This window comes from Gracilinema caldarium (assembly GCF_029265695.1).
Lineage (GTDB): Bacteria > Spirochaetota > Spirochaetia > Treponematales > Breznakiellaceae > Gracilinema > Gracilinema caldarium_A.
On the sequence record NZ_JAJUHW010000007.1, the window covers coordinates 1 to 24129 of the forward strand.

Consider the following 24129-nt stretch of genomic DNA (forward strand, 5'->3'; position numbering starts at 1 on the left):
AATGCAGGAGAACTTGAACAGGCTGCAAAAATCGGCCTTTTGGATTGTATTGAATGCGGGGCCTGTACCTATGTATGTCCCGCCAGAATTCAGTTAGTCCAGCGGTTCCGGGTTGGCAAACAGTTGCTCAGGAACAAACGGGCCAGTCAGCCCAAAGCAAACGCTTAGCAAAGCTTAAGGAGAATCGGTATGATACTGGCTTCCAGTCCCCATTTCAGTTCCCCTGTCACAACCCGGCGCCTCATGGCAAATGTATTGCTTGCCCTGGCCCCGGTAACAGTGTTCGGGATCTACTTATATGGCTGGCCGGCCCTGCTCACCATTGTGGTGTCCGTGGCCGCCGCCCTCGCGTCCGATGCGGGCTTTAGGCTGCTCATCGGGCAAAAACCCCGGGTCGATGACCTCTCAGCGGCGGTAAGCGGCCTCCTTTTAGCACTGGTCCTGCCCCCCTCTACTCCCCTTTGGATGACCGCCCTGGGCTCTATTTTTGCTGTTGTGGTTGCAAAAGAATTCTTTGGCGGTATCGGTGCTAACGTGTTCAATCCTGCACTGATCGGCCGGGCCTTTCTTATCATGAGTTTTCCCGCAGCCATTACTACCTGGCACAAACCAGTGGGCTTTTCCGCAGCCCTGACCGATGCGGTAACCACAGCAACTCCCCTTAATATTATTAAGCTTGGGGGAACCATGACCGATGTGGGTAAGAGTTTTGTAGATTCCGGCGTTGCATCCAGCATCGATTACGCTTCGGTACTTCAAACCCTCTTTATAGGCACACGCTCTGGCTGTATCGGCGAATCATCGATCCTGCTTATACTTATTGGTGGTATTTTCCTGATTCTAACGAGGACCATGGATTGGCGGGCACCGGTTACCATGATTTCTACCGCCTTTGTAGCATCCTGGGCCCTCGGTATGGATCCCGTATTCGGCGTTCTCTCAGGTGGTCTCGTATTCGGCGCGGTCTTTATGGCCACTGACTATGTGACCGCTCCCCTTACCGCTAAGGGTAAACTGATTTTTGGTTTCGGCGCTGGTCTTATAACTGTTTTGATCCGCAAATGGGGAGGGTATCCTGAAGGGACCAGTTACGGCATTCTCATTATGAACGCCGCTACACCATTTTTGAACCGGCTTATCCAGAAAAAGTACGGTTTCGTGGCTCCGCAGAAGGGGGCTTCCAAATGAAAAACATGGTAAAACTCGGCTTCATTATGGCCATCTACGCCACAGTAGCCTGTGTGAGCCTCGCTTTTGTCTATACGGGGACCCAGAAGGTTATTGCCGAACGGCAGAAAGCGGATCTTGAAGCAGCCCTTAAGGACCTTTTCCCCCAGGGGGAAACCTTTGAAGAAGTAACCGGCACATTGAACAGCCCTGATAACTCGGTTGGTTTTAAGAACGAATATGTGATTAAACAGGCTGAAAGTCCAATCGGTATGGCGGTTCGAGCGGTGGGAGCCAGTTACGGCGGCCCGGTGACTGTCCTCGTCGGTGTTGGCGCGGACGGTAAAATAGCCGGAGTAAAGGTCCTTGAAAACAAGGACACTCCCGGACTCGGGGCAAATGCGGCTAATCCCAGCTATTTTGTAGACCGCGCTTCGGGTATTACCTTTTACGGACAGTTTAAGGGTAAATCTTTAAGCGACCCCTTTGAAGTAAAAGGCGATGTGGCGGCTATTACCGCTTCGACCATCACCAGTAAGGCCGTGACCAAGGTAGTAAAAACCGCAGGACAGGCCGCCGGCGCATGGCTGGCTTCCCAGACAGGAGGATCCAAGTGAAACGCTTTATCCGCATCTTTTCCAACGGGATTATCCGGGAAAATCCCCTGCTCATGCTGATGATCGGCCTTTGTTCTGCCCTGGCGGTTACAACCGCCACCGCCAACGGCCTCGGCATGGGACTTTCCATGACCTTTGTACTTCTAATGTCGGAAATCGTTATTAGCAGCTTCCGAAAGCTCATTCCTGAATCTATCCGTATTCCCATATTTATTATTGTCATCGCAGCCTTTACCACGATTATCGACTATGTGCTCAAGGCCTACTTCCCGGATCTTTCCAAGGCTATGGGGGTTTTTATTCCCCTTATCGTTGTTAACTGTATCATCATGGGCCGGGTAGAAGGCTTTGCTTCCAAAAAACCCCTCCGGGATGCCATCCCCGATGCATTAGGCATGGGTCTCGGTTACACCTGGGTGTTAACAGGCATATCTGCTATACGGGAACTTTTGGGCAACGGTACCATTCTGAATATCCGGATCATGCCTGACAGCTATCAGCCCATACTATTCTTTGTACTTTCTCCGGGGGGCTTCTTTGTGTTTGCCCTCTTTATCGCCTTTAATCTCTGGCTTAAATCCCGTCTTAAGCCCGCCGAGGAGGAACAGGCATGACCTTGTTCAAAATATTCATTTCAGCCTTTTTAATTGACAATGTTATATTGATGCGCTTCCTTGCCCTCTGTCCCTTTATCGGGATGAGCAGCGATGAAGACAAATCGGTGGGCATGGGCCTGGCGGTTATTTTCGTTACCCTGCTTGCAACCTCGGCAACCTGGCCTCTCTACCATTTTGTACTGAAGCCGCTAGGGCTGGAATTCCTTCAGATCTTGGTGTTCATATTGATCATCGCAGCCCTGGTACAGCTCGTGGAATTTTACCTTAAAAAGTCGGCCCCGGCCCTTTATGCTTCCATGGGTATTTATCTGGCTTTGATTACCACAAACTGTGCCATTCTTGCAGTTACCTTCGACAACATCAGCAAGGGCTATAATTTCGCCGAATCTTTAGTCTACGCATTCGGTGTAGCCTCGGGCTTTATGCTGTCCCTGCTCCTCCTTGCGGGAGTCCGGAACAGGATTAGAACCAGTCCGATTCCTGCCTTTTTGAAGGGAACGCCCATTCTCTTTGTGGCTGCATCCCTCCTTTCCATGGCCTTTATGGGCTTTTCCGGTCTGGTTAAATAGGGAGTGCTGCCATGAGTATTGTATTGATCACCGCCATATTCGCTTTGGTTTTGGCTTTTACAGTTGGGCTCCTCCTGGGCTTCTTTAAACAGGTCTTTGCCGTTGAGGTAGATCCCCTGGTAGCACAGGTGAGGGAGGCCCTTCCCGGCGCTAACTGCGGCGCCTGCGGCTTTCCCGGCTGCGACGGCTATGCTGCTGCGGTAGCTGGGCGGACCACCGAAGTAACCCGCTGCGCTCCCGGTGGAAAATCGGTAGCAGAAGCCCTGGCAAAATTGATGGGCGTAAATGCCTCTGCTGAAGATGTAGTAGCGGTCCTCGCCTGCCAGGGCTCCAAAGACCATGCACCTTTAAAGGGCGAATATGTGGGAGTTAAAACCTGCCGGGCTGCAAAGCTTTCTGCTGGCGGGACCAAGCTCTGTGCCTGGGGCTGTCTCGGTTATGGAGACTGTGTAGCGGTTTGCCAATTTGACGCCCTCCATATGGGCGAAGACGGACTACCCCATGTGGACTACGACAAATGCACTGGCTGTGGTAAGTGTATAGCCGAATGTCCCCAGCAGATACTAAAAAAGGTACCAAAAGATCGACTTGGCTCCATGGTTATCTGTTCCAACCGGAATCCTATAAAACCAATGGTAAAGAAAACCTGCGATGTGGGCTGCATTAAGTGCGAAATCTGCGTGAAAAACTGTCCCGAAAAGTGCATCACCATGGTGAACGGCATACCCGAAGTAGATTACAGCAAGTGTACCTCATGCGGAGTCTGCGTAGAAAAATGCCCCACCAAAGTATTCAAAATGCTCCAGTATGATGTCATCGTAGGGGAAACTATCGGCCAGATAAGGCCCGCAAAAGAGCCTGTTACTGCAGAAAAATAACCCTGCAGCGACAAGCTGGGTAATCCTAGCCCTTAAATTCATGAGCCCTGCCGGAGTGTTCAAGATTCGCATTCCGGCGGGGTCTTTTATTATGCGCCATAATAGGGCTCAATCCCTTGTAGGGCCTTTTCCCCGTTGTTATACTGAAACCCTCATGGTTACCATAGAACAATTGAGCCGCTGGCTTATCAGCATCGAAGGTCTGACACTTTTTGGCAACATACGAAAGCATTGGACCATACATAAGTTTATTAATCTCTGCGAAACACTTCTTGGAATAGAAATAGAACAAAGCCCTGTTATAAGCCTGGCGCAACAGAGAAACCTTGCGCGGGCCTGGGCAGAATTTGCAGAAGCTCTGTTCCTAGATATTGATCCGAAACACCCTTTTATTGATTGGGAGACCCATATAGTGACCTTGGTCCTCGGAGACGAAAATCCCTTTACTCTTGCTTTGGAACACAACACTCCTGACAAGCTGCCGCAGGCAATGCTCGCCCTGGCAAAATCAGATCTGGATCGGCTCAAGGAGCTTGCAAGCATTGATACCAATCTCCTTGCAGAAACGGTATCAGACCTAATCAATATAGTACATGAGGCAGCCTTGAGCCATGTAGCTATTATATCGGAACCTGCAGATATGAATAATAGTGACAGAAACTTCCGGGCTGTTAGTAATCCACACCATTTTTGGCAGCAGCTACTTGTACCCACTCAGCCATGGTCCGCTTCCATAGATGCTTTTGGCCAATGGATTCATACCCACGGAGCAGGCATTCTCAGTCAGCACCATGCCTTTATCTGGAAACACCAGCATAAAATTTCAAAATCTTTAATGGCAGAAGATTATCTTTCTCCTGTAATAAACGCAGATACAGTATCTCTGAACGACCTTTCTGGATACGATGAGCAGAGGTCTGTGGTGCTGGAAAACACCCGCCGCTTTGTAGAAGGAAAAGCGGTGAATAATCTACTTCTCTACGGCGACCGAGGAACCGGTAAGTCAGCCACCGTAAAAGCGGTATGCCGGGCATTCGCAGACCGGGGCCTAAAACTTATCGAGGTCCGGAAGCGGGACCTTATGCATTTTGAGACCATTGCAGAAATCATTTCCAGCAGGGGCCTCAAGTTTGTCCTTTTTATCGATGACCTCTCCTTTGAGGAAACCGATGACACTTTTACAGGCCTTAAGGCGCTATTGGAAGGGGGTTTAGAGCGGCGGCCTTCCAACATGGTAATTTATGCCACCAGCAATCGCCGGCACCTGGTAAAAGAACACTTTGCTGACCGTCCAACAACAGCCATGGCGGCCGAAGCTCAAGCTACCGGAGACGTGCGGGCATTTGATACTATGCAGGAACAGCTATCGCTCGCAGACCGTTTTGGGGTAACTGTAGTCTTTACCACCCCTACCCAGGAAGAGTATCTAGCTATCGCGGAAGCCATCGCAGCACGGCGGGGCCTCTTACCACAGGGAGACCTGGCACGGCAGCAATTCAGGCAGAACGCACTTCGCTGGGAGCGGTGGTTCAATGGCCGATCCCCCAGAACTGCCCAGCAGTTTGTGGACTGGCTTTCAGGAGGCAAAGGATTCCCCTGGGAATAAGATTACTCTATTGATAAAGTATTGACAACCGATTGATTATTGCACAATATTGCAATATCTGATTATCGAGGTGTGAAATGTCAACCAAAAAAATCGGTTTTTTTGCTCAATATCTTTCTCTTTGGGTCACCCTTTGTATTGGAATAGGAGTGCTGATCGGAGTACTGTTTCCGGAATTTCCTCAAACTCTGGGACGCTTTGAATATGCCAGGGTATCTATTCCCGTAGCAATTTTAATTTGGCTCATGATTTACCCCATGATGCTGAAAGTGGATTTTAAAAGCATTGTAAACGCAGGAAAGAAGCCGAAAGGACTATTCATAACGCTGGTAGTTAACTGGCTTGTGAAACCCTTTACCATGTATATATTTGCATGGTTTTTTTTAAAAATTATTTTTAAACCATTCATTCCAGAGGCTTTGAGTACCGAATATATTGCAGGGGCGGTCCTTCTGGGAGCTGCACCTTGTACAGCCATGGTTTTTGTCTGGAGCTATCTATCCGACGGAGATCCGGCTTATACAGTCGTGCAGGTTGCTATAAATGATCTCATTATTTTGTTTGCCTTTGCTCCGATAGTAGCTTTTCTACTTGGAGTATCTAATGTCCAAGTACCTCTGGATACACTATTCCTCTCGGTGGTCCTCTTTGTGGTAATTCCTCTCGGCAGCGGGTATTTAACTCGGTCAATTTTAGTAAAAAGAAGGGGTCTTGTGTGGTTCGAAGGTAAATTCCTGAATTATTTTAACGGTCTTACCGAGGCAGGCTTACTCCTTACCCTGATTATTCTCTTTTCATTTCAGGGTAAGACTATATTGGCGAATCCGCTATCTATTCTTATGATTGCTGTTCCCCTTGTGGTTCAAACCTATTTTATCTTTTTTGTTGGTTTTGGTGCTTCAAAGCTTCTTAAAGTACCCTACGAAATTGCTGCTCCTTCGGGGATGATCGGAGCATCAAATTTCTTTGAGCTCTCTGTTGCGGTAGCGGTAAGTCTTTTCGGTCTTTCTTCCGGTGCAGCGCTGGCTACCGTAGTTGGAGTTCTAGTGGAGGTACCAATCATGCTTAGTTTGGTCTCTATTGCCCGTTCTATGAGACCTTTATATATTCAGAATGATATTGAATCAACCGAAGAAGAGACAGTGGCGGTTTAAAAACAAAGGGGATGTCAAAGAAGTATTCATAGACATCCCCTTTATTATATATTAAACGTTCCCGTCGGGAACGCACAAGGCTGCGGACAAATTATGGTCCGCAACTGTTTATAATATAAATCCTAATAACAGGGTATTCAAGACCTTCCTAATTCTAGATCCTTCATTTATTAGACTTGCCTGTCATTTCATCAATTTTTATTTTTATGACCGCTGTTTTATCAACAACATGTTCTGGTAGTTTATCCGCAACTGATCCAAACTTTTTATTTAGCTCACATAGTATAGCATTTTTTTCATTGAAATCACCCACAACCTGGGCGGTCCCCCAGCCAATTACCGATTCATATCGGGTTGTGCAGTCCGCCCCGCCAGATCCACGTTCGATATGATGCTCACCGGTAACCTCAAAACATACCCTGGGGTTGCTGCCCAGGATATCGATTTTTCTCCCTTCCAGAGCTGAATGAAAATAAAGAGATGCCCCGATCCGTACAAAATTTAGGGGAACCACATAGACTTCTTTGCCATCCCAAAGGCCGAGGTGCATCACCGGTGTTGTATCAAGGATGACTTCCATTTTCCGACGATCTAGGATCTCCCTATCCGTTCTTCTCATAGCTGCTCCTTTTCGTCATGTAAACTGAGAATCATTAGGGAGACTATAAGCATGGGGCTAGATGCTGCAACGTCATCATCGCCCCAGTTCTGAAAGTTTCCGTTTGGCATACTCTGCAGCATTTCTATCCGCTGATTTAGACATAAGGGTATAAAACTTCTGTGCGTTCTCCATATCTTTGATCGATTCATAGAGATAGGCTAAGTTACCGATCAAGATATCATCGGTGGGATCCGCTTTATAACCCGCAAGAAAATAACGTTCCGCGGTCTTGAGATCCCCTGATATCGCATAATATAAACCACAGTCATTATATCCAATTGGGTTGTGTGGAAAATATGCAATAAGTGCTTCACTGACTGGTTTTGAACATTCAAACGCAACTTGATTCCCGCTGTTCATCCATTCTGCAATATAATCATGAATTGCTTCAATAAAAACCTGTTCTCCGTTATCCAAAGATTGACCGTCACTCCATTTCCACTGGTGTCCGTTTTTTTGTCCAAGAGTGAAAAGGGTGAGCAAATAATCTCGTTGTTCATTATATGCTTTTAGGCTCGCAAGAAATCTGGTCTTGCCAAAATGCATATCAAGCCGTTCAGGATAAAGCCCGATAGCCTTATTGATAACCTGAAATGCTTTTTCGGCATTAACTTTATCATAAGTTACTTCTCCATATACATACCCAATGTAATTTATCATTTAATTTGAGAATATTCGGACATGGGGTATGTGCTAGATAAGGCTATATAGAATAATGATTTAAGGCTGTTTTTTGGTTGTTTTTCCGTGTAAATTTTTATCGGACATTTTGCCAAATTCTTGAAATATTCGAATGCGTTCGAGAAGTGTTTTAATTATTATACTGCAATGAGTTAGAATAAATATAAATAAATCGCTATATAATCAAAGAGCCTGTTCTATCAGACATTTCACGGACATGAAAAATTTGAAAAATTAGCCGTTAGAAAGCTTTAAAAAGCCCTATCGAAAAGTGTAAAAAACTATAAATTTGAATGTTTTGAAAGGTAGTTTATAAGGTCGCCACGGTAGATCATCCAGCCTTCTGGAGTGGAGAATGCCTTTAATTGGCCGCGCTTTATAAGCCTTCGAATAGTGGCTTTTGAGCATTTTAAAGTTGCTGCGGTATCACTAATTGATAGGATTGCAGGTATGGATTTAAGCGCTTTTTTTGATAGTTCGCTGATCATAAGCCTCTACCGATATAAGAGAAATTCTCCAGGTCTGGGCAATTTTCCAGCCTTCTATGTACCCCATGTACAGTAAGTAATATACATTTTTTGGCCGTATTCCGAGGATCGCGGCGGCTTCACGAACGGTCAATACAACCCCCTTCATTCCGCCTCCTTGCTGGCTTTTTTGAGTATATCTTCTAGAGCGAGAATGACCGCGCTTGCCTGCTGCTTGGTAAGAAAATTCACATCATCCACATGTCCAATTCGGCGCAAAAATTGCCGTAGTCCGCTTTCTGTTTTTGACCGGCTCCCTAAGTCCCACAGCCTTTTGATATAAGCAATTTGGGCCTTAGAGGCCCGATTTGGCAGGATGATTTCTTTCTTTTTTTGATATTTAAAACCAAGATTTTTAAAAGCCTGCATAATTTCATCAAATTGCTTTTCTGAGGAGAGTTCTTTTGAGCTCTCTATTCCGGCGGCACCAAGAATAGTTCTATACGCTTCGTCGTCCAGGGCTAGCTGCCTGCGAGCAGTGTGGATGAGTTTTATCCAGGTTTGTTTTTTAAGGTTATCCATTTCACTCCCCTGTATATACGAAAAGCCCCGGAGGTTTTCCGGGGCCATCGCCGGACGTCCAGGTCGGCGATTCTTATGCGCTGGCGAGCAGCTCTTTATTCACCTGTTCCCGTTTTGGCTGAATAAAGAACTCGTTTTTCTGCTTTTTAACTGCCTCAATTTGGGCAAGGATATCGTCATCGAGCGTAAGTAGAGCCTCCTTATCAACCTCCTCTTTTATGCGAATATATCCAGCCATCCCGAGCTGCTTCATAAGCGGCAATGTCTGTTTGGAAATAGATATTGAAGGTGGTGTAAGGCGGTACCCGATGGTGCCAAATGCAAGGTCGATACTCTTTTTGTCTTTAAAGTATTCCCCCTTATGGTAGTCGCAAAACGCCTTGATGGTGGCGCTGATTTCCTTTACTCGTTCTCGCAAATCCTTGCCCGCCTCTGCAGTCTTTGCTTTTATCGCTGCTATCTGTTTTTCCCCTTCCGAATCGATGCGTTCGATTTCCGCTTCCAGTGCGCAGAGCTCTTTTAAAGCCTTGTCCACGTCCGCTAAACTTTGCAGTTCTCCGGTAGTCGGTTTATACCGTGCCATGATCGCCTCCTATTATGCTGCTTCCGGGGCGTCAGGCCCCGGATTGTCAATAACGACTTCATTCTTTAAAATCTGGCGGAGTAGAAAGAGTTCCGCCCGAGCCTCACGGATATAGCGCAGAGCGGTCTCAGGGTTTAAAAGCCCCTTATCCAGCGCAATCTGAATATCCGTAATTTTTTGATCGAGTAGCTCAAAAGCGCCGTTGTTCAGTGTAAGCTTCATACAGCCTCCTCGCTAACGATTCCGCGTTCTTCAAACTCTTCGATGGTCTGCAAATATAACTCTGTCGCCACCACATACGCATCGATAGCCTTTTGCCAGGCAGGTTCCGGGAGCCCCGCTGGGCGGGGGAGATATAGATCTAATGCGGGAGATGCCATGTTGGTATCTTTGCGGTAGATGTATACCTGCCCATTAACGGCCTGCACCCGGTGCTTTTTAAGAGCGACACCAGATCTAGTCGGCTGGCGAAAGAGCCAGACCAGCTGGCTCCGGTCGGTAAGCGCAGCCGGAATGGTCTGCAACACAGCACTGGATCTGCCGCTTTCTTGTTCGCCCTCTTGCTCGCTCGCCGGTAGCGCTTTTTTTATCCCCGCCTCTATGTAAGCTTCCCGAATAGATTTACTCTGGATGAGCTCCAACGGAGCGTCCTTGTAGGTCTTGAAGATGCGGATATATCTGTTTGCAGTCCGGTAAGTAAGCACAAAATTCTGCTCTAGCCACGGAATGAATTGCCCATGGTCGAGTATCTCCTTTACTGCTGCCAAGCGCTTCCCCGTCTCAAAGATGTACCAGAGGGTTTTCTTTGAGTTTTCCTCCAGCTTCCCAAGCAGCCACTGGATTTCTCCGACTACAACAGCAAGAGACTTCCCTTGATAGGGAGCAGCTAAAGCCGCCTCAGTCATCGGCACAAGATCGGTTTCCATTACGTCCTCCTATTTTAAGATGAGAGACCCCGCAATCCTAACCGCTTCCGGCGTTGGATTGGCAAGGTCGTTTGCTACCGCGGTTCGGTGTGCCCGGTCTATAAGCTTGGCGAGGGCTCTGGCGGATCCGGCGGCGGTTTTGATAAAGGTTTGAACAGTTTCTTTGTCGAGATCTGGCCATACAGAAGCGATCATTTTCTCTGCATCGCCAGGGCTTAAGTCGCTTACTTCAAGCAGGACCCCTACGCGACTGGCAAGCTGTTGGTGGTCGTTTTTAAGGTTCTTAATACGGAATACCAGGCGCTGAAGGCCGCAGAGCACAAGACCGCTCTGGCCTTTGTCGTTCACCACCCGGCGTACCAGTTCCAGGGCCCCATCATTGAGGTAATCCGCTTCGTCGATAATGACAATCAAGTCCCGGTCGGCCAGGGTGGCAGCAACCCGGCGCACGAGTTCTACGTGGGAACCGTTTCGATCAATGCCGAGCTTTTCGGCGATTTCTCTGATAAGGGCAATCTTGCCCATAGATTCATCTACTTCAATAAGGATTGACCCGTTGGGGTTTTCGGCTACATATTTGCGGAGGGCGGTTGTCTTTCCAACCCCGGCAGGACCTGCGATGACCGCAATATCCCGCTCTTCGTGGGCAATCTGGATCGCGTTTAGGATCCTGCGGAGATTTTCTGTTTCCACAAGCGGGACTGATCGCCGGGACCTGCGGCTTTTTTCCCGTTCCATCCAGGAAAGCAGAGCTGACTCAACAGCCCCCGCGTCCCCTTTGTAAGTCCCGTTAAGCCATTGGCTTATGACAGAGCCTGCATAACCTGCCGACTCAGCAGCTTTGTTCTGGCTTATCTTGTATTTATCAAGAAACTCTTTAAATTCTTCTTTGAATGTCATACAAATCTCCTTTGATTAGATGTCGAGAGGGCTTTTTAATAGAGGTTTTTGCTCCCGCTGACGCACCGGCTCAGCTCCCGCTGCGAGCGGCAAGGCGCTGAGATCGGGGAGCTCCTGTTTTGGCTTGGCTGGGAGGTCCAAAAAGGTTTTTAGGCCCTTTGTTTGCTTAAGCCGTTCTGAACGATGCCGAACCAGTTCAAGATTAGATTTCCGGGCTGCATTCACCTTTTCATTATCCCCCGCCACATCGCCGGTTGCCATAAAGTAGTCGGCCCAGGCGGTGCAGATGGTTTGCCCCTGGATCGTCTGGATAAGGGCAGTTTCAGGCTTTACAATGGGGATACGCACCACAACCTCTTGGCTGGCATATTCAAGCAGTTCTGGAGCCCAATACTGGACGCCCATAACGCTTACACCGTTACGGGTAACCTTGCGGATTTCAGGGCGGGTAAGGGCTAGTGCCAGGGTTTGCATATCCGCCTTTCGCGGTTCCGGGGCATACCGGGCAAATACTTCGTCAGGGGTCAGCCCGTTCATGCCTTTTCCTTCACCGTGCCAGTTTGCGTTCCAGAAGTCGATAAAGGCATCGAGTTTATGGCAAAACTCCTCCCAGGAGAGCAAGACCTGTTTTTTTGCCTTTTTGTTTATAGCCCGGTAGTACAGGGTTACATCCTCAGGGCGGCTTACCGTATTAGAACCAATGTAGTAGCCTGAGTCTTTTGCGATGTATTCCGCAAAGGTTCCAAAGGTGCGTTCGAGCCGGCCCTTACTCTGGCCATAGTAGGCCCGGGCGTAGGTAGTTTGTACGCCGAGCATTTGGAAGGTCCCTTGCAGGTGCAAGAGATCTTCATCGCTTACCCCTTGGGCGTTTATAGTGGTGACTTTCAGATTCGCCCCCATGAGCACCTTAGAGCGGTAATCTTTTCCGTTATCCATATGGCACATCTCGGGGAGCCCGTAGCGCATCACCATCATGTAGAACGCCTGAAGAATAGTAAGACTTGAAGGATACACTGAAGGGGCCCAGCCGAGGATTTTCCCCGACCGGTAGTCCTGCCAAGCGGTAATCCAGGGCCGGAAAATCCTACTATCCTTGGTGACAAGGAGGTCAAATCGGTGATGGTCTGATACCACCTGCTGCATCGGAAGGAATATAGAAGGATCACGGTCGATGAAAGGCTGGTACAGGGCTTCAAATTTGCTCTGCCCGAGGCGATGGTATGCTACCAGTGGCTTCGGTAGGCTCTGCAGATAGCGCCTGCAGGTTTGGTACGTTGCTGTGGTGCTTGGAAGATTGAACTTTAAAAGCTGGTAGCAATGCTGGATGGTCCGCCGCTCCGGGGAGAGGTAAAACTTTTCGAGTATCTGCTGTTCGAGGTCGGTGAGCTTGGTTGTTTTTTTGTCTCCCCCCAGCGAGGTATGACTCCGGCTGTTCCGCTACTCCTGCGCTTTGCGTCCCAGCGGTAGAGCGTTGCAAGGCTTACCTCACCGAGTTTTCGACGCAGGGTAGGGTTCAACGCCCCGGAATTATAGGCAGCGATAAAGTCAGCCGCCTTCAATCCAGAGCTGTCGTAGAGGGCAAGGAAAGCAAGCCGGAGCCTACCAATCTCTCGCGCTTTCTCACTCGCCTTATGAATTACCTCAGCCCCGATTATGGGAGCAATGGCTGGTACTGGTCTCAGCTTCGATGCTATGGCTACCTGCACATCTGGTGCGAGGCTCGAGACATCCCAGACCTTTGCTTTTCCAGTTTTTAGATACTTCCACCCCTCTTCTGCGGCCCGGCGCAATACCTGCCGTTCGCTAAGATTCAGGGCTTTGGCAATATCTTTAGTTGAGATTGTCATGGTCGATACCCCCGCTTAAGATCCGCAATTTGTTGTTCTAGGTAGGTTTTAAGCGTCTCGAGCTGGTCGATATAGCGGCCCATAGATGCAATAGCGGCCTCCCGCCGCTCAGATTCCTTTTCAAGCCGGATAACCCGCTCTTCCAATTCCTTTACATATGGATGGAGACGGATAAGCGACTTCATGCCTCACCCTCCTTTTTCACACCGACACCGCGGGCTGCACGGGCAATAAAAGCATCTCGTTCTTCTTCAGTCATCGTTGCCCAATTGGCAAGGAATTCCTCTTCTTCTTCGGGAGTCACATACCAGGGATAGACCTTCCGATAGGTCTCGATGGGGAGCGGGAGCCCTTCCACATAGGTTTTGCCGTCGGGGCCGGTGGTGGGGACTACCTTTTTGGGGCGCCGGGTAAGGGGCTCGAAGTTTTCTGGTCCCAGGTACTGCTTACAGACCCGGCGGGCACTGCGGATACCAAAGGTCTGGCGGGCTTCCCGCATAAAAGCCGCCGCTTCGGCAAGGCTGGGCCGTCCGGGCTTTTCCGGTTTTCCGGATCCGACCGCGTAGCTTCCGGTTTTGCGGATAGCAGGCAGTACCTCGTGGGTAATCCAGCGCTTGAACGCCTTTGCATCGGGCTTGTTTGAGGTAAGAACCAGGCTATAGAGCCCGGGCTCATTCACAAGCCAGACGTTCCGCATTTTTGATGATACAAATAATTTTTGTATCATCTTCTCATCATCATCAAGCCGCTGGAGGCTCATGGATACGTCGGAAAGCCCGAGTATGTCGCACACATAGCGGGCAACCCACCATGGTTCATTCTTCTGGTCCATCAGGACAGGGCAGTCGTGGCCGTTAAAGGAGAATTTCACTTCGTTCATGCCGCTACCCTCTTTCCAATAATGAGTACTTCCTGCCAGGAGCTGTACCCTAGTGCTTCCGCGATTGCTTTCTGTACTTTATGACTGGTTCGCAACCCGTATAACACCTTTTGCACCATGTGCCGGCTTACGCCGCACATATCTGCCACATCCTGCTGGCTATATCCGTGAGTTCTCAGCAGATAATTGAGCCAGATACCCTGTTCCATATTTGGAACAGCCAATTTCACGTTGCGCTTTTTCTGTAAATACTTCATAATAGAAGTACCTCCTTGCCCCTCCGGGCGGGTGATGTTAGCTAGAAAGGGGCCGGTGGGTGGCTCCTTTCTTTTTTTAGCCTAAAGGTCGCACAAGCGACATCCGATAGTTTGATTATCGTTGGATTTTCCAAATTTGTCAAGCAAAAAAGTTCTAGAAATACAAACTTTTTAGGAGAATGTATGGAATATGCAAACAGAATTGAAAAGATTTTGGATTATATGAACATTAATCAGACAGAATTAGCTAGGATTCTAGGTGTTTCCAGAGGAATAATTTCCGAATTTTCTAGTGGGGCTCGTGAGCCGTCAAAGGATTTTTTGTTTGCAATATCCAAAGTATTAGGGGTAAGTATCGACTGGTTCCTCACCGGCGAGGGGGAGATGTTCCTCCCAGGGCGGGATCCCCGCAAAAAGGAAGCGCCGACAGAAAGCGCCGAAGCGGAGAAATGTAACACTGTGTTACATTTGCCGACGGATGCTCATCAGCTCAAAAACGACACCGTGTCGCATTTGCCGGCAGAGCCCAAATATGACACTGTGTCATATTTGCCGCCCGAATCCACTGCCCTTACGGCGAGCCGAGGCTTGGACATTATGGGCGGCGGTGGCGGCGAGATTGCGGATCCCCGTGAAATTGTGGTCTACCGGTTCCAGAGGGGGCACCCGGTACCCATGGAAGTGCGGGAGCCAGACCCTGAAGGGGCGGTGTTGCTCCCTCTCTGGTCCCAGCCAACCGCCGCGGGCCCCGGACAGATGCCCACCCAGCTAGCCGAGACCGAGCGGAGCATCCCGGTACTGTACACTCTCCTTGGGTACCGCCGACCCGAAAACTGCGCCCTGGTGCGGGTGGTCGGCGACAGCATGAGCGACGTGGGCCTCTTTAACGGCGACTACGTCCTCTTTGACCGATCCGACCGTTCAGGTGACGGCATCTTTGTCATCAGCCTCTTTGGGGAAACCCGGGTAAAACGCCTCCAGTACCGCCTGGCGGATAAGCGGATAATTATCGCCAGCGAAAACACAAAGCGCTATCCCGAGCCGGAAATCGTCCCCTTTGACTTTATCCAGGAAGGAAGCCTGCTTATCCATGGCCGAGTCTTTGCGTGGCTCCACCGGCATCCGTATTAGGGGATAGGGAGGTAAAGATGAAAGAGATCATAAGCAATATTGATGACCTTGAAGAATTAGTCGAAAAGATTATTAAGAATTCAGAAGAACTCCGAGAAGCCAATATCACCATTGACCAAAACATGAAGGTGATTAATATTAAAATTAGCGGGTCGAAATACAACCAATCTCTTACACCAGCGATAATGAGGTCTATTTTATCAATACAGAGTACGCTTAATAGTATATATAAATGCTATTCAGGAAGTCTGTCGAAAAAAGAGAAAAATGGGCTTGAAATAAATGTTCAGGTTAAAGAAGGATCTTCTGATTTATATATTAAAATTGCAGAACAGCTTGATTTGATAAAGGAGTCTGTACAAAAAATGACTGGGGATCAGGTTTTTTCGCTAGGAATTACTGCTCTTATTACATATGGTTTAGTAACGTTAGGTAAAAAAGCTTTTGACAGCTTTGATAAAAAGGTAGAGAGAGAAATTTCCTCAACAAAAGATGCGAAAAATGCAGAGCTATTGAAGGACGTTGTAAGAATTATGATGCTAGGAAGAAAAAAAGCTCTCCGTTACCTTAAAGACGAACAAGATATATCCTCTATTTCATTTAATGGCATTGCAACAACTATTCCAGAAATAAAAGAGCGAGTAAAATCATCAAAAGAAAAAGAAGAAAAGGTCTTAACCACTCTCAAAGATGATTTTCGAGTAATGCAATTAGAGGTCAACTATGACAAATCTTTTGCTCGAATGGATATCCGTTCATCCGATGATACTGAATACAAATGTGTTATTTTGCAACCAGGGACAATGTCAAATGAAGATTATAAACTGCTTAAGAACGCTCAAAATAGCAAGCCAATAACGCTTCAATTGATACTCATAAAACAAGGGGAAAAAATAATCGAGTCAAGGCTCGATAAGATATTGTAAAGAAAAAACTGCGATATCGCAGTAAAAATAAAAAGCAGTTTAATATGAAAAGAGGCTGTTTATTTAATCTCTTATGGATTGTGTTTGTTTTCGCTATCATTACTAAAGATAAACTTGACTCAAATGAGATTCTATATAGGAGCATGCATCCTATATGGAATAATTCTGCAGAATAACTGGCAGACAATACGTGAAATAAAAGAAGAGCTTGACGATCTTGAGAATGATTTAAAAGACAGGCATCTTTCAATCTTTAAAGGAAAATTAGAAAAATATTTTACGAAATTAAAAATTAAGGTAAAAAGTCAAAAATGCAAGCTCAGATTGTTCTGGGTTATTCTTTTCCTGAGTCTTGGCTGTTCTCTATATATGTTCTTGCAGAGCAACTAATCCCATCCCTTATTCCCCGTTCAAGCGGCCGCCTCCGGGAATTGCTAGGCTAGTAGCAAGGAGGCGGACGTGCTATACAAGCTTACAAATCCCTATCGGACCCAGCGAAACAACCGCATTGACCCGGCACAGACCTGCCAGGTTACGAGCATGATTATGGCCCTCGAGGCGAGCGGAATTCCTTTTGATTACCCACAAGACGAACAGCCTGAAGATTACCTCGCCCGGCTGCTTGACGAGCCAGACGCCTGGGCAAAGCTAAAGAAAGAATATCCTGCTATGGCGGGCCGGCCTCCTCGAGAAGTTCATGCAATCCTCTCCTGGGCGGTGAATGAAAAACTCTGCAAACGCCGGGTAACCACCTTTACGACCAAAGTCTCCATGCAAGAGATCCTCTGGCGTATTGTCAGGCATAAATGCGCCTCCGTTGTCTCGGGGCGCTTTACGTCCTATGGCCACCTTGTGGCCGTTATTGGTTTTGAGACAAAACAGGATCGTACCGAAGACCTGGGGAGTCCGGGACTGCTTGACCTTGATAAGGTGCAGTCGGTCATTGTGGATGACCCCTGGGGAAGCGGCAAAACCGGCTACCGGGACCAGGATGGAAACGATGTTGTCTATACTCTGCAGGAATTTGCCCATCTAACCCGGGTCTTTGACAGTCTAGACGCAAAGTGGGCCCACCTATTTAGCCGGGATGGGAAATTTTAAGGAGGAATCGATGGAACTAAAAGGAAAGCCCCTTACCCTCGGGGCAAAAATAATCGCCGCTCTGCTTGCTATTGGCGGCCTTGTGATTAAGGCCTTCTGGTCGCCCGCCCTCGATATTGATGCGGTCATCAAAGTAGCCGCCTTTGTGGCGCTCGTCTTTGCACCCATCGATCTGTCGCTCCTTGCAACCAATATTTTTGGGGGCAAAAAATGACAGCCTGTGCGCTTGGAAGTCTTTTTATGGCGGCCTTGATTTTATTTGGTCTCGGAGCGGCGTTTCTTAATCTGTCCCGCAGACAAAAAATTTACACCACTCAATCTGCCGAGTCTACCGAAAGCGAACCACTAACCAAACTAGAAAAATTGCAAAAGGAGGCCAATCTTGAAAACCAAAGCCCTGCTGACATTGTTGCTGCTAGCCCTGACCCTGCCGGCCATGAGCAGCGAAAACAAGAGCTTGCCGATGCAGTCCGAAAACGAATACGGGATAGAGTCCGGGAGGCTGTATCCAGGGGATCTGGTGCTGGAACTCCTGGCAATAGCTGAGGAGGAGGCAGCCGCCGCGGCGCGTGATGCCTACGATGCGGGCTACAAGGCTGGTCGTATTGATGGAGCCGCCCTCTGGGGCGAAGAATATAAAAAGCTCCAGGCCGAAAATGCACGGCTTAAAAAGCGCCCCGGATGGGAGACTGTTTTAAGTATTGGTGTTGGGGCCCTGGGAGTGGGGATTGTAATTGGAATGGTGGTTCGGTGATGGAAGGACTACTAACGAGCCTTTTACAATATGGAACAACCCCTTCACTCATTGTGCTGGCCTTTGTGGTGGGGCTCCTGGTTAAAAAGCTCGAAGAAAACGCCAAAAAGGACGATGAGCGGGCAAAAATACTCCGCGAGGAGCTTTCAAAGAGCATTAACAGCCTTGAGGAGAAATTCGAAGAGCGCTTTGTTGTCCATGCAAAGCGGATGGAAGAGCTATCAAACAGAATTTCCTGCGTGGAAAGGGATTACCTCCCCCGGGAGGATCACTATAAAGACACCGCCGGCTGGCGGGCCGAGTTGAATCGGATTTTTGATGTAATTATTCGGCAAATGGAGAAAAAGCAATGAAGCTAAAAGAAGCCCCCTTGCGGGGTGCCGTATTAACCTTTCTGAGGGACATATACCCGGAAGGTGCTGAGCGGAGGACAATTATTTCCGTGCTCTACCAGTACCATGACTACGAACCCATTAAGCAAGCTTTGGAGTACCTGGTAGACAAGGAGTATGTGAGCCGCAAGGATGTGCCGCACCCCTATCGCGCAGGGGATAATATCTCTATATACCGCATTACCGCACGGGGCATTGACCTTCTAGATGGTCTTATTGCCGATCCTGCGGTGCTTATTCCCCGGGAGGAGTGACATGGGCCGGCGGAGTAAGATTGAGCTCCAGAGTCTCTCTGAGCGGGTGGTGCGGCTGTACCAGGAAGGCAAAACGATTGTCCAAATTGCAGAAATTCTCCGCGCTGAGGGCTATGATACGAGCCGCGAAGGCGTGCGCCGGGCGGTAAAAAACGCAAAAGAGCTTGCTTTAGATCTCAAGCGAGCTACCGAAGAAGCCCGGGTTATGATGGATGCGGTGCGGAATAGCCCCAATACGGATCTTGCAGAAGCAGTGCTCACCAGGTTTGCAAGTTTGCTCTTACAGGAATCCTCTGCTATAGAAGAACTTGGCTCCGAGGATCCCCTTGCCTATATCGACGCTATTAGCAAAGTGGCCAATGCCCAGGCAAAACTGGGACAGGTGCGCATGAAGTACCAAAACGGCTTTGAGGCTGCAAAGCACGCGGTACTCGAAGCCCTCCGAAATGAGCTTAAACATTACCCGGATATTCTCGACCGGCTTGAAACGATTGTGATTGGTCTGGAGGCGCCGGCGGCATGAACCGGATAGTGGACAGCCTCGTCGGCGGGGCTGAGGAGGTACAGACTGAGCGGGAGCGAAACCGCAGGCTTGAGCGGGCAAAGCGAGATTTTGGTTACTTTTGCCGCACGTATCTCGCGGACTACTTCTATACCGAACCTGCAGAGTACCAGCGACTCCTTTATGAAGTGGCCGATACTCGGAGCCTGTCCACAGATCTTGCAGAAAAACTGAGAGGCTTTATACGAGAAAAGTATTGGCCACTGGTAAAACCAATCAAAGATCTTGCCGGTGCGATGTTCATTGAGCCCCGTGAGCACGGGAAAACCGTCCGCTGGAGCTTTGCGTATCCTCTCTGGCAGGTGCTCTCCGGGAAAAGCCGCTATGTGCTCCTTATCGGGGCAAGCCAAAACGCTGCGCAGGAAAACCTTATCAATATCAGGACGGAACTTGAAGAGAACGACCTTCTCCTTGAAGACTTTGGGGATCTCCGGGGCGACCGCTGGAGCGATGCCCGCATCGAACTAAAGAATGGCACCTGCATACAGGCAAAAGGCGCCGGGGCGAGCATGCGCGGTACCCGATTCCGGCAGTACCGGCCGGACCTCATCGTCCTCGACGATATCCTTAAAGACGACGCGGTCGATTCCCCGGCTACCCGGAGTAAGATTCACCGCTGGCTCAAGCGGGTTGTGTTTAACTTGGGAAAGACCGCCTTTATCGTGTGGGTCAACACAATTTTCCATAGCGACGACCCCATAAGCCGCCTCTTACGGGAACTGGAAGACGGATCCCTTAAACGCTGGATTGCGGTGCGCCTTTCCTGCTTTAAGCCCGACGGAACGCCCCTCTGGCCAGAGAACTGGCCGCAGACAGTGCTCGAAGAAAAGCGGCAGGTTCTGGGGAGCGACGTGTTTAGCACCGAGTACGAGAATGAGCCGCTTTCCGACGAGGAGCGGATTATAAAGCCCGAATGGATCCAAGCGCACATATACTTGCCTGCAGAGCTCCCTGCAGGGCTCCGGTACTTTGCCGGGGTAGACCCCGCGGCAGGAAAGCATGACCACACGGCCATTGTCTCAGTAGGTGTCGACCGATCGGGCGTTATTTGGGAAGTAGACTCCTGGGCGGCTACCTGCTCAGAGGACGAGACGGTGACCCAGCTTATCACGAAGCACAAGCGGTTTAAGTACGCGCTTATCGCCTGGGAAGAGGTGTCCTTCACGAATATCTATGCCCGCTACGTTATGCGGATGGCCGCAGCAGAGAATGTGTATCTACCCATAAAGACCGTAAAGGCCGGCACCGAAAGCAAGGTACTCCGGGTACGCTCCATATCGCCTTTAATCGAAAACGGGCTTATCCGGTTCCGGGACCGGGGAAACCGGGAGCTTATCGAAGAACTTACAAGCTTTCCCAAAGGCCGATTCGACGATTTGCCGGATGCGCTGGCTTACGCGGTCGGTATAATCACCCGGGCGGCGGAAGTCCCCCAGGTAGCACCAATAAGGCGCATAGCACCATCCTTAGCACAGCAAACCTTACGAGGGTATAGACAATGAAACAGACAAGTAAACCAAAAACCGAACAGCTTTCCCTGCGAATTATTTCCTCTACAGATCTTTTCACTTCATTTATTGGCTACATGCCTAACCCCGACGAGGTACTCCGGGATACGGGCGAGCGGATTACCGTGTATCGGGAGATGCGCACCGATCCCAGAATTAAGAGCCTCTTAGCCCTGGTAAAAAGCTCGGTACTGGAATATACGCCCCGGATTGAACAGGGAGATGCCCGGACTGCGGTATTTGAATTTATCAATAAGACTGTGGATCAAGCCCTGCTCTATGGTCTTGAAAAGCGGTTGTTATCAGCCGTCGATTATGGCTATAGCGTCGTGGAACTGGTGTGGAAAAACGAGAACGGATGGTGGCTCCCTGACGATGTGGTGCTTCGGAAGCCCGAACGCTTTGTCTTTGATGCAGAGGGGCGTCTTAAATACAAAGACGTCTCTACCGGAGCGCTTATAGACCTCTATGACCAGGCCTATAAATGGCTCGTCTATCGCTATGATAAAGACGCGGAAAACCCTTATGGGACCAGTGCGCTCAAATCTTGCTACTGGGCATGGAAGTTTAAGAAGGCTGGGAGCCAGTTCTGGATCATGGCAGCGGAAAAGTTTTCTGTGCCCTCAATTCTCGCCCTTTTTGATACTTCAGAACCGGAGGATAAAATTCGGGAGCGGGCCCTGCATCTTTCAGAGCTCCTTTCAACGGTGCAATCCGGCTCCGGGGCAGCACTTGCTAACATTAAAGACGTCAAGCTTCTCACGAGCCCCGAAAAGGTAAGCGAGTTCCGTTCACTCATGGAGTGGTGCGACCAGCAGATTAGCTATGGCATTACTGGGCAGAGCCTTGCCACTCAGGAGGCAGAGTTCGGAAGCCGGGCCCAGGCCTCGGTACATAGCGATGTATTAAAGACCCTTGCGAAAGGGGTTTGCAGGGAACTCTCTGAGGTGCTCCAGCGGCTCGTTTCCTATGTAGTGGAACTCAACTATGGCCCTGGCGAAGCGGATCCCCTTATTCGCTTTGACCTCGATGAACACGCTACCTGGGATGAACTTGTCCAGGCCATTGACCGGGGAATTCCCGTATCAAAGAACGCTCTCTATAACCGCTACGGCGTCCCCAAGCCCGCAAGCGACGAGGACGCTTTTGTGCGTCAAACAAGTGCAGCTTTAGATCCGCTTGCCCTAGCCATGGCCGATGAGAGTAAAAAAAAAGTCCGCAGGACAATATTTTAGACCTTGAGGAAGACGAACGTAAAAAGCTGTCAGAACTGGACCGCCTGGCTCTCCGGGCCCGGGAAGCAACACTGCCCCGGATAGGAAAAGCACTGGCCGAATGGGTCCACGCTCTCTCGCCAGACGGATCCCTGCCGTCGCTTGAAGCCCTCAAGGCTGCTTCATTCCCCGACGCTGCGAAAGGCTTGATTCAGGAGACTGAGCGGATGCTCGCCGGGGCAATTTTGCTTGGCATGGACCATGCGGAGCGGGGACTCCGTTTGGCAGACCCGGACCCGGAATATACCCCTATTCCCTTTGAAGAAGCTATTAAATTCCTAAAAGCCCGTGTGAGCCTTACCAAGGCGGAGTGGGTGGCCCTGGAGCCAAAGCTTGCTTTCCGCGCTTTCACTTTGGCAAAGCTTACCCAGTGCGACTGCATCGAAGCGGTCCGCGGCAGGCTCGTCACGGCACTGGAAAAAGGAGATGGCTTTGAGCAACTTTGGAACGACGTAAAAACCATTGCCGAATCGGATGGAGCGACCATCAAACCCGGCTACTGGGAAACGGTGTATCGCACTAATATTCAGACCTCCTACAACGCCGGGCGCCGTATGCAGTTTGACCGCTCCCCTCCCGCAGCGCTTGCCCTTATGGTGCTGGAAGACGAGCGCACAAGCGATATCTGCCGCCCCCTTGCCGGGCTTGTCCTCCCCTACAATCATCCCTTCTGGGAAGACCACTGGCCGCCATTTCACTTCAACTGCCGAACCACTGTGCGTGGAATCTATGAAGATGAATTGGGCCAGGTTCCAGTGCAGAACATTCCCATGAAAAAGCTCCGTAAGGAGTTTAAACCCCAGAGTGGGTTTGGGGAGAATCCGCTTCAAAAACAGACCTTTTGGAAATTGACGCAACCAATGGTTGATAGAATTAAAAAATATGGCATTGTGGAAGAGTTGCGTGCTTTTGCTAAAACCCTTGGGTTTAATTATGATCCGGTCATTGGCTCTGCATTAGTGCAACAAGGGATTATTGTTCAGGTTGCACCAATCAAAGGCAATATCGTAGAAGAGCGTCAAAAGATTAGAGCGTATTTAAATTCTCTTAAGGGAAGTATTTTCTATAATGAGCATATACAGGGGCCTATTAGGATTACCAATAATGGTATTAGAAAAGCTATATCCTTATCGGGAGATCCTAAAAAGCTAGCTGCTCTTGGTAATTTACCTGCACTGCTTGAAAATATGAGCCTCATATCAACCGAGCCTGATAAGAGTAATAGCCCAGATATAATCGAGATTATAAAAGCTAAGGCTATTGTAGAAATTGGACAAGAGAAGCATGTGTTCAATCTTGTTCTTAAGCGTTTAAAATCAAAAGAATTGCAATTTTATGATATAGCAACGTATGTTATAAAATAAAGGGTCAGGGGTTGTTGCCCTGGCCCTAAACCAGTATTGGCTGACCCTGGTTAACAAATCCGGGAGTCTGCTGGCCTCAACGGGAGCATGCACGCACGTTGATTTAATAAAAATATCGTACTTCTCTCCCGATTTGTCAATAACCCCAAAAAACAATACGCCCTACATCCGAGACCATCTCAAAATACCCCCATTCGAACGAAATTCTAACAGCTAAAATCAATCGAATAGGCATGGGGAGTATAATTTCACCTCCCCGCAAAAACACCCCCTTTTTTGGCCGTTTTTTGCGTTGTGCCTGATTTAAGCTTGATCGCGCGGAAGTCGTATACACTCTTTTCGAGCGCCCTGCACGCCATGTGTGAGCCCTATTTCCCGGGCGGCAGGTGCCAGCCGGTGCAAGCCCGGCGGGGCGCTCTTCTTTCTCCTAACCCGCCCCTTATGCCAGGTTCAAGCGGGCCTGGAATTGCC

34 protein-coding genes are annotated in these 24129 nt (G+C 49.1%); 20 read left to right on the forward strand and 14 right to left on the reverse strand.

Annotation, left to right across the window (positions count from 1 at the left end; translation table 11 throughout):
- The first annotated feature begins 30 nt into the window (after positions 1–30).
- From Q7P68_RS03790 to arsB, 8 genes are all read left to right on the forward strand, one after another.
- A complete protein-coding gene (locus Q7P68_RS03790; protein WP_486187663.1) occupies positions 31–168 on the forward strand; it encodes a hypothetical protein in 138 nt (45 codons plus the stop codon).
- Positions 169–189: 21 nt separating this feature from the next.
- Positions 190–1188, forward strand: coding sequence for an RnfABCDGE type electron transport complex subunit D (locus tag Q7P68_RS03795; RefSeq protein WP_304223026.1), 999 nt, complete (start codon positions 190–192; stop codon positions 1186–1188).
- Positions 1185–1784, forward strand: coding sequence for an RnfABCDGE type electron transport complex subunit G (locus tag Q7P68_RS03800; RefSeq protein WP_304223028.1), 600 nt, complete (start codon positions 1185–1187; stop codon positions 1782–1784). Before Q7P68_RS03795 ends, Q7P68_RS03800 begins: the two co-directional genes overlap by 4 nt.
- A complete protein-coding gene (gene rsxE, locus Q7P68_RS03805) occupies positions 1781–2398 on the forward strand; it encodes an electron transport complex subunit RsxE (protein ID WP_304223030.1) in 618 nt (205 codons plus the stop codon). Before Q7P68_RS03800 ends, rsxE begins: the two co-directional genes overlap by 4 nt.
- The gene (locus tag Q7P68_RS03810) at positions 2395–2970 is read left to right on the forward strand and encodes an electron transport complex protein RnfA (RefSeq protein WP_304223031.1); all 576 of its coding nucleotides are present in this window, start codon (positions 2395–2397) and stop codon (positions 2968–2970) included. The genes rsxE and Q7P68_RS03810 overlap by 4 nt, the downstream gene beginning before the upstream one ends.
- Positions 2971–2981: 11 nt before the next feature.
- The gene (locus Q7P68_RS03815; RefSeq protein ID WP_304223033.1) at positions 2982–3848 is read left to right on the forward strand and encodes an RnfABCDGE type electron transport complex subunit B; all 867 of its coding nucleotides are present in this window, start codon (positions 2982–2984) and stop codon (positions 3846–3848) included.
- A 154-nt stretch (positions 3849–4002) separates the two neighbouring features.
- Positions 4003–5454 carry an ATP-binding protein gene (locus Q7P68_RS03820; protein WP_304223034.1) on the forward strand — a complete coding sequence of 484 codons (1452 nt, stop codon included), beginning with the start codon at positions 4003–4005 and terminating at the stop codon, positions 5452–5454.
- Between the two features lie 77 nt (positions 5455–5531).
- Positions 5532–6608: an ACR3 family arsenite efflux transporter gene (gene arsB / locus Q7P68_RS03825; protein WP_304223036.1), complete on the forward strand. Its 1077-nt coding sequence runs from the start codon at positions 5532–5534 to the stop codon at positions 6606–6608.
- 163 nt (positions 6609–6771) lie between these two features.
- On the opposite strand, the gene Q7P68_RS03830 is transcribed toward arsB, so the two are convergent.
- The 14 genes from Q7P68_RS03830 to Q7P68_RS03890 all read right to left on the reverse strand — a co-directional run bounded on the left by Q7P68_RS03830 (position 6772) and on the right by Q7P68_RS03890 (position 14392).
- On the reverse strand, positions 6772–7227 hold the full coding sequence (locus Q7P68_RS03830) for a pyridoxamine 5'-phosphate oxidase family protein (protein WP_304223039.1): 456 nt from the start codon (positions 7225–7227) through the stop codon (positions 6772–6774).
- Positions 7228–7302: 75 nt separating this feature from the next.
- A complete protein-coding gene (locus Q7P68_RS03835) occupies positions 7303–7929 on the reverse strand; it encodes a tetratricopeptide repeat protein (RefSeq protein ID WP_304223041.1) in 627 nt (208 codons plus the stop codon).
- Between the two features lie 302 nt (positions 7930–8231).
- Positions 8232–8438 (reverse strand): helix-turn-helix domain-containing protein, encoded by a 207-nt coding sequence (locus tag Q7P68_RS13985; protein ID WP_369695314.1) that lies wholly within the window; start codon positions 8436–8438, stop codon positions 8232–8234.
- On the reverse strand, positions 8407–8586 hold the full coding sequence (locus Q7P68_RS03840; RefSeq protein ID WP_304223043.1) for a helix-turn-helix domain-containing protein: 180 nt from the start codon (positions 8584–8586) through the stop codon (positions 8407–8409). Before Q7P68_RS03840 ends, Q7P68_RS13985 begins: the two co-directional genes overlap by 32 nt.
- The gene (locus Q7P68_RS03845; protein ID WP_304223046.1) at positions 8583–8999 is read right to left on the reverse strand and encodes a regulatory protein GemA; all 417 of its coding nucleotides are present in this window, start codon (positions 8997–8999) and stop codon (positions 8583–8585) included. Before Q7P68_RS03845 ends, Q7P68_RS03840 begins: the two co-directional genes overlap by 4 nt.
- A gap of 73 nt (positions 9000–9072) precedes the next feature.
- Positions 9073–9582, reverse strand: a complete 510-nt coding sequence (locus tag Q7P68_RS03850; protein ID WP_304223049.1) for a host-nuclease inhibitor Gam family protein — start codon at positions 9580–9582, stop codon at positions 9073–9075.
- 12 nt (positions 9583–9594) lie between these two features.
- On the reverse strand, positions 9595–9804 hold the full coding sequence (locus Q7P68_RS03855) for a hypothetical protein (RefSeq protein WP_304223052.1): 210 nt from the start codon (positions 9802–9804) through the stop codon (positions 9595–9597).
- Complete coding sequence (locus Q7P68_RS03860; RefSeq protein ID WP_304223055.1) at positions 9801–10508, reverse strand: DUF3102 domain-containing protein; 708 nt, start codon at positions 10506–10508, stop codon at positions 9801–9803. The genes Q7P68_RS03855 and Q7P68_RS03860 overlap by 4 nt, the downstream gene beginning before the upstream one ends.
- Positions 10509–10517: 9 nt before the next feature.
- On the reverse strand, positions 10518–11408 hold the full coding sequence (locus Q7P68_RS03865; RefSeq protein ID WP_304223057.1) for an AAA family ATPase: 891 nt from the start codon (positions 11406–11408) through the stop codon (positions 10518–10520).
- Between the two features lie 15 nt (positions 11409–11423).
- Positions 11424–12551 (reverse strand): transposase domain-containing protein, encoded by a 1128-nt coding sequence (locus Q7P68_RS03870; protein WP_304223060.1) that lies wholly within the window; start codon positions 12549–12551, stop codon positions 11424–11426.
- A gap of 158 nt (positions 12552–12709) precedes the next feature.
- Positions 12710–13255, reverse strand: a complete 546-nt coding sequence (locus Q7P68_RS03875; RefSeq protein ID WP_304223063.1) for a hypothetical protein — start codon at positions 13253–13255, stop codon at positions 12710–12712.
- Positions 13252–13440, reverse strand: a complete 189-nt coding sequence (locus Q7P68_RS03880; RefSeq protein WP_304223066.1) for a hypothetical protein — start codon at positions 13438–13440, stop codon at positions 13252–13254. Before Q7P68_RS03880 ends, Q7P68_RS03875 begins: the two co-directional genes overlap by 4 nt.
- A complete protein-coding gene (locus Q7P68_RS03885) occupies positions 13437–14135 on the reverse strand; it encodes a BRO-N domain-containing protein (protein WP_304223070.1) in 699 nt (232 codons plus the stop codon). Before Q7P68_RS03885 ends, Q7P68_RS03880 begins: the two co-directional genes overlap by 4 nt.
- Positions 14132–14392, reverse strand: a complete 261-nt coding sequence (locus tag Q7P68_RS03890; RefSeq protein ID WP_304223073.1) for a helix-turn-helix domain-containing protein — start codon at positions 14390–14392, stop codon at positions 14132–14134. The genes Q7P68_RS03885 and Q7P68_RS03890 overlap by 4 nt, the downstream gene beginning before the upstream one ends.
- 183 nt (positions 14393–14575) lie before the next feature.
- On the opposite strand from Q7P68_RS03890, the gene Q7P68_RS03895 reads away from it, so the two are divergent.
- The 12 genes from Q7P68_RS03895 (at position 14576) to Q7P68_RS03950 (ending at position 23658) form a co-directional block, all read left to right on the forward strand.
- Positions 14576–15523: an XRE family transcriptional regulator gene (locus tag Q7P68_RS03895; RefSeq protein ID WP_304223076.1), complete on the forward strand. Its 948-nt coding sequence runs from the start codon at positions 14576–14578 to the stop codon at positions 15521–15523.
- A 17-nt stretch (positions 15524–15540) separates the two neighbouring features.
- The gene (locus tag Q7P68_RS03900; RefSeq protein ID WP_304223078.1) at positions 15541–16449 is read left to right on the forward strand and encodes a hypothetical protein; all 909 of its coding nucleotides are present in this window, start codon (positions 15541–15543) and stop codon (positions 16447–16449) included.
- Between the two features lie 123 nt (positions 16450–16572).
- Positions 16573–16839: a hypothetical protein gene (locus tag Q7P68_RS03905; protein WP_304223081.1), complete on the forward strand. Its 267-nt coding sequence runs from the start codon at positions 16573–16575 to the stop codon at positions 16837–16839.
- A 69-nt stretch (positions 16840–16908) separates the two neighbouring features.
- A complete protein-coding gene (locus tag Q7P68_RS03910; RefSeq protein WP_304223083.1) occupies positions 16909–17550 on the forward strand; it encodes a hypothetical protein in 642 nt (213 codons plus the stop codon).
- A gap of 10 nt (positions 17551–17560) precedes the next feature.
- Positions 17561–17764 (forward strand): hypothetical protein, encoded by a 204-nt coding sequence (locus Q7P68_RS03915; RefSeq protein WP_304223086.1) that lies wholly within the window; start codon positions 17561–17563, stop codon positions 17762–17764.
- Between the two features lie 168 nt (positions 17765–17932).
- Positions 17933–18304 carry a hypothetical protein gene (locus Q7P68_RS03920; RefSeq protein WP_304223089.1) on the forward strand — a complete coding sequence of 124 codons (372 nt, stop codon included), beginning with the start codon at positions 17933–17935 and terminating at the stop codon, positions 18302–18304.
- Complete coding sequence (locus Q7P68_RS03925) at positions 18304–18657, forward strand: hypothetical protein (protein ID WP_304223092.1); 354 nt, start codon at positions 18304–18306, stop codon at positions 18655–18657. The genes Q7P68_RS03920 and Q7P68_RS03925 overlap by 1 nt, the downstream gene beginning before the upstream one ends.
- The gene (locus Q7P68_RS03930) at positions 18654–18950 is read left to right on the forward strand and encodes a hypothetical protein (RefSeq protein ID WP_304223095.1); all 297 of its coding nucleotides are present in this window, start codon (positions 18654–18656) and stop codon (positions 18948–18950) included. The genes Q7P68_RS03925 and Q7P68_RS03930 overlap by 4 nt, the downstream gene beginning before the upstream one ends.
- Before the next feature lies 1 nt (position 18951).
- Positions 18952–19473: a phage protein Gp27 family protein gene (locus Q7P68_RS03935; RefSeq protein ID WP_304223097.1), complete on the forward strand. Its 522-nt coding sequence runs from the start codon at positions 18952–18954 to the stop codon at positions 19471–19473.
- Positions 19470–21014, forward strand: coding sequence for a phage terminase large subunit (gene terL / locus Q7P68_RS03940; RefSeq protein WP_304223099.1), 1545 nt, complete (start codon positions 19470–19472; stop codon positions 21012–21014). Before Q7P68_RS03935 ends, terL begins: the two co-directional genes overlap by 4 nt.
- Positions 21011–22255, forward strand: a complete 1245-nt coding sequence (locus Q7P68_RS03945) for a phage portal protein family protein (protein WP_304223102.1) — start codon at positions 21011–21013, stop codon at positions 22253–22255. Before terL ends, Q7P68_RS03945 begins: the two co-directional genes overlap by 4 nt.
- 206 nt (positions 22256–22461) lie before the next feature.
- Positions 22462–23658 carry a phage minor head protein gene (locus Q7P68_RS03950; protein ID WP_304223104.1) on the forward strand — a complete coding sequence of 399 codons (1197 nt, stop codon included), beginning with the start codon at positions 22462–22464 and terminating at the stop codon, positions 23656–23658.
- The last annotated feature ends 471 nt before the right edge of the window (positions 23659–24129 follow it).

Excerpts from the sequence above, each read along its gene's own strand:
- Q7P68_RS03795 (WP_304223026.1), top strand. The coding sequence starts at position 190 with ATGATACTGGCTTCCAGTCCCCATTTCAGTTCCCCTGTCACAACCCGG.
- Q7P68_RS03800 (WP_304223028.1), top strand. The coding sequence starts at position 1,185 with ATGAAAAACATGGTAAAACTCGGCTTCATTATGGCCATCTACGCCACA.
- Q7P68_RS03810 (WP_304223031.1), top strand. The coding sequence starts at position 2,395 with ATGACCTTGTTCAAAATATTCATTTCAGCCTTTTTAATTGACAATGTT.
- Q7P68_RS03815 (WP_304223033.1), top strand. The coding sequence starts at position 2,982 with ATGAGTATTGTATTGATCACCGCCATATTCGCTTTGGTTTTGGCTTTT.
- Q7P68_RS03820 (WP_304223034.1), top strand. The coding sequence starts at position 4,003 with ATGGTTACCATAGAACAATTGAGCCGCTGGCTTATCAGCATCGAAGGT.
- arsB (WP_304223036.1), top strand. The coding sequence starts at position 5,532 with ATGTCAACCAAAAAAATCGGTTTTTTTGCTCAATATCTTTCTCTTTGG.
- Q7P68_RS03830 (WP_304223039.1), bottom strand. The coding sequence starts at position 7,227 with ATGAGAAGAACGGATAGGGAGATCCTAGATCGTCGGAAAATGGAAGTC.
- Q7P68_RS03835 (WP_304223041.1), bottom strand. The coding sequence starts at position 7,929 with ATGATAAATTACATTGGGTATGTATATGGAGAAGTAACTTATGATAAA.
- Q7P68_RS13985 (WP_369695314.1), bottom strand. The coding sequence starts at position 8,438 with ATGATCAGCGAACTATCAAAAAAAGCGCTTAAATCCATACCTGCAATC.
- Q7P68_RS03840 (WP_304223043.1), bottom strand. The coding sequence starts at position 8,586 with ATGAAGGGGGTTGTATTGACCGTTCGTGAAGCCGCCGCGATCCTCGGA.
- Q7P68_RS03845 (WP_304223046.1), bottom strand. The coding sequence starts at position 8,999 with ATGGATAACCTTAAAAAACAAACCTGGATAAAACTCATCCACACTGCT.
- Q7P68_RS03850 (WP_304223049.1), bottom strand. The coding sequence starts at position 9,582 with ATGGCACGGTATAAACCGACTACCGGAGAACTGCAAAGTTTAGCGGAC.
- Q7P68_RS03855 (WP_304223052.1), bottom strand. The coding sequence starts at position 9,804 with ATGAAGCTTACACTGAACAACGGCGCTTTTGAGCTACTCGATCAAAAA.
- Q7P68_RS03860 (WP_304223055.1), bottom strand. The coding sequence starts at position 10,508 with ATGGAAACCGATCTTGTGCCGATGACTGAGGCGGCTTTAGCTGCTCCC.
- Q7P68_RS03865 (WP_304223057.1), bottom strand. The coding sequence starts at position 11,408 with ATGACATTCAAAGAAGAATTTAAAGAGTTTCTTGATAAATACAAGATA.
- Q7P68_RS03870 (WP_304223060.1), bottom strand. The coding sequence starts at position 12,551 with ATGCAGCAGGTGGTATCAGACCATCACCGATTTGACCTCCTTGTCACC.
- Q7P68_RS03875 (WP_304223063.1), bottom strand. The coding sequence starts at position 13,255 with ATGACAATCTCAACTAAAGATATTGCCAAAGCCCTGAATCTTAGCGAA.
- Q7P68_RS03880 (WP_304223066.1), bottom strand. The coding sequence starts at position 13,440 with ATGAAGTCGCTTATCCGTCTCCATCCATATGTAAAGGAATTGGAAGAG.
- Q7P68_RS03885 (WP_304223070.1), bottom strand. The coding sequence starts at position 14,135 with ATGAACGAAGTGAAATTCTCCTTTAACGGCCACGACTGCCCTGTCCTG.
- Q7P68_RS03890 (WP_304223073.1), bottom strand. The coding sequence starts at position 14,392 with ATGAAGTATTTACAGAAAAAGCGCAACGTGAAATTGGCTGTTCCAAAT.
- Q7P68_RS03895 (WP_304223076.1), top strand. The coding sequence starts at position 14,576 with ATGGAATATGCAAACAGAATTGAAAAGATTTTGGATTATATGAACATT.
- Q7P68_RS03900 (WP_304223078.1), top strand. The coding sequence starts at position 15,541 with ATGAAAGAGATCATAAGCAATATTGATGACCTTGAAGAATTAGTCGAA.
- Q7P68_RS03905 (WP_304223081.1), top strand. The coding sequence starts at position 16,573 with ATGAGATTCTATATAGGAGCATGCATCCTATATGGAATAATTCTGCAG.
- Q7P68_RS03915 (WP_304223086.1), top strand. The coding sequence starts at position 17,561 with ATGGAACTAAAAGGAAAGCCCCTTACCCTCGGGGCAAAAATAATCGCC.
- Q7P68_RS03925 (WP_304223092.1), top strand. The coding sequence starts at position 18,304 with ATGGAAGGACTACTAACGAGCCTTTTACAATATGGAACAACCCCTTCA.
- Q7P68_RS03930 (WP_304223095.1), top strand. The coding sequence starts at position 18,654 with ATGAAGCTAAAAGAAGCCCCCTTGCGGGGTGCCGTATTAACCTTTCTG.
- Q7P68_RS03935 (WP_304223097.1), top strand. The coding sequence starts at position 18,952 with ATGGGCCGGCGGAGTAAGATTGAGCTCCAGAGTCTCTCTGAGCGGGTG.
- terL (WP_304223099.1), top strand. The coding sequence starts at position 19,470 with ATGAACCGGATAGTGGACAGCCTCGTCGGCGGGGCTGAGGAGGTACAG.
- Q7P68_RS03945 (WP_304223102.1), top strand. The coding sequence starts at position 21,011 with ATGAAACAGACAAGTAAACCAAAAACCGAACAGCTTTCCCTGCGAATT.
- Q7P68_RS03950 (WP_304223104.1), top strand. The coding sequence starts at position 22,462 with ATGCTCGCCGGGGCAATTTTGCTTGGCATGGACCATGCGGAGCGGGGA.